We start from the raw sequence: 5,321 nt of genomic DNA on the forward strand, positions 1-5,321 counted from the left end.
CGCCAGCGTCAAACTGCTCTCAAGACGGGTGGCCCGGACATAGCCACAGCCATGCCGATTCCGAGTCCGACTCTAAGACCATGTTGCGCAGGCATTGCGCCCCGCCGTCGGGTACTACAGTCAAACTGCAATGCTGCTGACATTGCACTGGAAGAGAATGGGCGAAAGTCGCTCATTTTAGTCATCAGTTAGATCGCGGATCAACAATGTCATAAGTCAGGCGAGTAGAACGACTTCTGTCTCGTTAAACCACCCCTCATTTACCACATGCATGCGCACCTTAGCCGGATCAGCGGTATAGGCGACAACAGCTAAGCTCTTCATTGCCCGGCTACAGGTCACATAAAACAGACGCCTTGTCACATCATTGGGGTCGGCCTCCCCATTAACACCGAAAAGCCTTTCGTAGGAAAAGATGACGCCTCTAGCCTCTTTGTCATCAATAATCACCTGAACTCTGGGAAATTCTCTTCCCTTAACACCCTGATGAGTGTCAAACGGTGCCATGCCTTGCACATACTTTGCATAGGGTTCTATCTGAGAAAATGGCACAGACAAAAACTGGTCCCATGGATCTTCATCACTGGGTTCTGTACTATCAAGCGTTTCGTCTAGCTGAATTTCGGAAAAGATTTCAGACACCAGCCCGTGCATCTGTTCTCTTGCAACGATAGAACGAAGCTCCCCTGGAATCTCAAACAGTCCGCTTTTCGCCACCTCGCGAAGTACTGCAAGGAATGTGGGAGAGGCGCCATCATGCCAAAGATTTAGAAGGCATTTTACGGCCTCTCGAGCGGTGCCTAATTGAGTGAGTTGATCATCGCCGGCATTTTTGAATGCCTCTTTACTCAACAACGGTGAGTATTCACGCAGAACCGACATCGCCGTAAATTCATCCCCGTTTCGCTTCGCCTCCAACAGAGGTAAAACTCGTTCGGAAAAAAGACAAACTTCGGACAATGTGCCATCACGCAATGGCGTTTTATACCTGTCCTGCCGATAGAGCGGCTCAAACATATCCAAAAATCCCATACGTGCGGCAGCCATATGGTGTTCTAGAATAAGGCGCTTCACATCAGCGCCATCTCCATGCCAAAGGGGATCGCCGGAAATTTCTGCCATCTTCCGTGCAACGTCACTTTCCAGGGCTGCCTTATCTCTTGCATTGTCTTGCACTAAGAAGAGCCGAACAATTCCCGCCTCTTTGTCTGACCGTGCTTGCTGTTCTTGAGTGTCAACAGCCGCTCGGATCTTGTTGATTAGTTCTACTATGCGTTTCGGGCAACGATGATTCATTTTTTTTGCAGGCTTAGCCCAACCATCCGGAAGGTTTAGGCCCAAGTTGGCGTCCCCATCATTGTAAATTCTCTGCATCGTGTCGCCGATTAGCCCTAGTACAAAGCGATCCCGATGTCTCTGCTGTACAACAAGAAATGCCTCGACAAGTCGTTTATTCGTATCCTGACTCTCATCAATTAGCAAAATTGGGTATTTCCCAACAAGAATATCTTGCATAGACGGCTTATTTTTTATGAAAAAAGCGGCAACTTGAATAACTTCTCCATGATTCAAAGAGTCTTTTCCTTTATTGCCTCCGGTAGCGCTATAGGTAAATCTCTTCACTGACGGCAGGATTTCGAGACGACGACGTTTCGCCTCGATATCCTCTTTACGCTTCAGATAAGTCTTTCCTTCTTTTTTCCGAGCTTTTGACTGCTTTAGGTCCATTTCAGCGATGTCGCTTTCTAGTTTTTCTCTAAGCCATTCTTTTATATCGTTGTCAAAACCCTCAATCAGCGACCAAACAAAGCTATGAATGGTCTTCACGTCAACCAGCGGATCAAATTCTACTCGACTAATAATTTCTTCACATGCAGCATTAGTATAGGTGATTACACCCACTCGCTTTCCATGTAGCTGCAAATATGCACCCGCAGTCTCTCGTACATGCTTCAGTGCTGTTATTAAAGATCTTGTCTTTCCTGAACCCGCTCCTGCAAATAGAAAGAAGCTAGTCGGCCGCTCCAAGCTGAGGCATATGCGAATTTCATTATCAACATCGTCATCAATTTGATCATTGATATTTATTTGTTCGGCAGCCATAAGACAATCTCCTCCCTGGGCTATGACACGACATCGTGTGGTCCAATTACCTCTTGCTGCTTCCGCCGGAGTTGCAATTGAAGCCATTCCAAACCTTCGCGGATATATGCGGGAGCTGTAAGCGCATGTCGATCCTCAGGGTACAATAGATCCAACGAAAATGCTGCTTTATCGCCTTTCTTAAGAGCATCAAACATCGCTGCGCCTAGAGCTTCCGCACTGCGTTTAGTGGCGGCAGCTTCGCGAAAACTTTTCATAAGGCCACAGCGAGTCTTCTGAAGTTGCTTTCCAGCCTTAGGGCGAAAAAAGTCAAGATTTTCGAACACAAGTGCATCTTCGAAAGTACTGGAAAGAGCTTCCTCATGTCCAACGGCATCGTCAATTGTTACTTGAATCGGCGTTTGATAAGCCACACGCACTGAAAAGAATCTATCATAGACTTTAATCTTTTCTTCCTGACTTAGATCTAGCAAATCATCTAATTTATTTTTCTCTGGTACCCATTGCCTTATCACGGTATTACGAGAAATCATATTTTGCTTCCGTCTCGGCGGCGCAACCGGCCACTTCTCTTCACTCTTAGCCGGATCTAGATCTGCGATCAGTAACGTCACAAGTCCGAGATGCTCGATCAAAGGTCGAAATCGGTGAGCATGACTGCCCCCAACCTCAAGCAATGTGATATATCTCTGATTCAACTCCTTGAAGTGATTTCTAATGAAATAAGGAACCATCATCCGCTCTGCCGGACCTTCTACAAGAATAGCCGCATCGGCGAAAAATAGGTCGCAATGAGTTGCCTTGAGATAACGGGTAACAAACCGCTCCGTACTTCCGTGCTTTCCAAACACCTCAGACAAGTTTACCACGGTAGAAGTCGGCACCTCTCCCGCTCCAGCAGCGGGCCTCCGTCTAAAATATCGCAAGCACGAAAACTCACATTCATGCGCTATATGACTAGAATGCGTGCTGATCACCATCTGGGTGGAAAAATAGGAGTTTTCCCCAAGATTCTTGTGATTGCGCAGTATGTCGTATGCCTTGTTGATAAATACCTGTTGAACTTGCGCATGAAGATGCGCCTCTGGCTCTTCAAGTAGGACCAAGTGGATGGGCTGAAAATGCAACTCTTTATTGCTAATCTCTAATGTCTTCGCAGCCTTTCCAACGCGCATCCAATCATCGCGGAAGGACATCAACCGGAATACCATAGAAATAAGGTTCTGGTACCCGAGTCCATTATACTGTTCAGTTAGACGCAAAGACAGGCCGGCCTCCTGGCCGCTTTGCTGAATAACTTCGTACTGAACAGCAGAAGCATGATTGAGCCCATCAACAGGGTGGATTCGAGTGCATATCTTTAATTTTGGATCCGATAATCCTGGATATCCCAACTCCTCAATTTCCTTCAATGCATCGGAAAAGCCGTCTTCTAATTTGCCATCAAATTGCTGTTGGGCATCGTCAATCGCCTGCAATGCGTCTAAATCTGATGCGTCGGGAGCATCAGTAGGATCAAGGTGGCGCGAATAATACGATCTTAGTTGATTAGAAAGCCGCTTAGTCTCACTTCGTTCGGCCTTCTCTTCGGCGCCGCCGTCGACATGATTACGGCGAGAACCTGCATCGGAAAAGCCGCGTTGAGCATTGATCTCATCAACGCGAATCAGTTTGGCAAAAGGATTACCCTCAACCGGCTTACCGTTTACCAATTTTTGTGGGCGCGCCACTCCCTTATCTGGGCGCTGAAGTTTGATGGGATCAAGACAGTATATTTTTACCGAGAAATATGACCCCAACTTTCTATCTTTCTCAAGAAAAGAAACCAAGGAATCTGGCCAAAGCTTTACCGTATAGCCTTTCTGATCTGGCTTCCTTTCTCCATTTGCTTTCTTAAAAACTTCTTCAGCAGCCGAGCGAGCCGCAATATATCCTTTATATAGAATTTCGGGATCTTTCGGTTCCAGGCGCATCCGAATACCCAATGCCCCGCCATCCCAATCCAAGGTTGGAAGAAGATGGCTTACATGATGGACTTGGTTACTATCTACTTCTAGCCACAAGTCCAAAACGGGGAAAGCAGACTCCCAATCGATTTCCGACAGATCTCCTACCGGACTTTTTGAGATGTAGCCGCTCCACCAGTCTTCACCGATTTTATTGATGTGCTTCCAATTTGAAAGAGTCACATCATTCATTGTAAATCGGCTGTTATCGACAAGAAAATGCCCCAAAGAGACCATTGCTGCAGTTTTCCCGCTATTGTTTGCACCAACGAACAATGTTGTTCGCGGAGAGAAATCAATGCGGATCGACTTAAGTTTGCGAAAGTTCTGAATTTCAGCAAATTTTATAATCATTTTACGCGCTTTTTCCTTTGCCATGGGCAAACGTGGATGCTCCAGCTTTACCTCGACTATAGCTGGCGCAAAGCGCTATCACAAAGGCGAAATATCTCCTTTTTGAGCGGAAATGTCCGGATACACAACGTTCCAAAACTTTAGACTCGGGTACTTTCGCCTCACGGTGGTCGGCGAAAATCTGTAATTTCCGTCACCCAATTGTGGTCAAATAGGCCGAATCGGCTCCTGGCACCAAACAGACTTCCCCCGGTACGGCAACCGGCATTTTCCAATCTGCCATAGGTTCACCCATTACTCCCTCACCCCTCCCCCATCGCCTCCACCGCGCGCCGCGACGCGACGCAGCGGGTGATCTCGGTCAGCAGTTGCACGCGGTCGATGGGCTTCGGCACATGGCAGTCCATGCCGGCCTCGTAGCATTGGGCGATGTCGTCGGGGAAGGTGTTGGCGGTCAGCGCCACGATGACGGTGCGGGACACCGGGCCGGGCATGGCGCGGAGGACGCGCGTCGCCTCCAGCCCGTCCATCACCGGCATGTTCACGTCCATCAGGATCGCGTCGAACGGCTCGCTGCCCGCCGCCGCCACGGCCGCCTCTACCGCCTGGGCGCCGTCCTCCACCGCCGCGACGCTGTGGCCGGCCTGCTTCAGCAGCGTGACCGCCAGCAGGCGGTTCATCTCCACATCCTCCACCACCAGGATGCGCAGGGACTCCGTCGCCGCAGCGGCAGGGGTCGGCACGGGCGGGACGGTCACGGCCGGCAGTGAGGGCGGCAGGGGCGGCGGAGGCGGGGCGGACGCCTCGGCGGCAGGGGCGGCGACGGGGGCGGAGGGCGGCTCGGCGGCGGGGGGAGCC

At 49.7% G+C, this 5,321-nt stretch carries 3 protein-coding genes; all 3 read right to left on the reverse strand.

Annotated features, from left to right (window positions below; all coding sequences use genetic code 11):
* Positions 1–216: 216 nt before the first annotated feature.
* The gene (locus tag TSO5_RS27130; protein ID WP_109154544.1) at positions 217–2,103 is read right to left on the reverse strand and encodes a UvrD-helicase domain-containing protein; all 1,887 of its coding nucleotides are present in this window, start codon (positions 2,101–2,103) and stop codon (positions 217–219) included.
* Between the two features lie 20 nt (positions 2,104–2,123).
* On the reverse strand, positions 2,124–4,487 hold the full coding sequence (locus tag TSO5_RS27135) for an AAA family ATPase (RefSeq protein ID WP_247870986.1): 2,364 nt from the start codon (positions 4,485–4,487) through the stop codon (positions 2,124–2,126).
* A 278-nt stretch (positions 4,488–4,765) separates the two neighbouring features.
* Positions 4,766–5,321 (reverse strand): response regulator (locus TSO5_RS27140; RefSeq protein WP_146203846.1); only part of this gene is annotated, 556 nt, incomplete at its 5' end.

Source organism: Azospirillum sp. TSO5, from assembly GCF_003116065.1.
GTDB lineage: Bacteria > Pseudomonadota > Alphaproteobacteria > Azospirillales > Azospirillaceae > Azospirillum.

What these genes read in the sequence shown, in the direction of transcription:
- TSO5_RS27135 (WP_247870986.1), bottom strand. Translation starts at nt 4,487, where the DNA reads ATGGCAAAGGAAAAAGCGCGTAAAATGATTATAAAATTTGCTGAAATT.
- TSO5_RS27130 (WP_109154544.1), bottom strand. Translation starts at nt 2,103, where the DNA reads ATGGCTGCCGAACAAATAAATATCAATGATCAAATTGATGACGATGTT.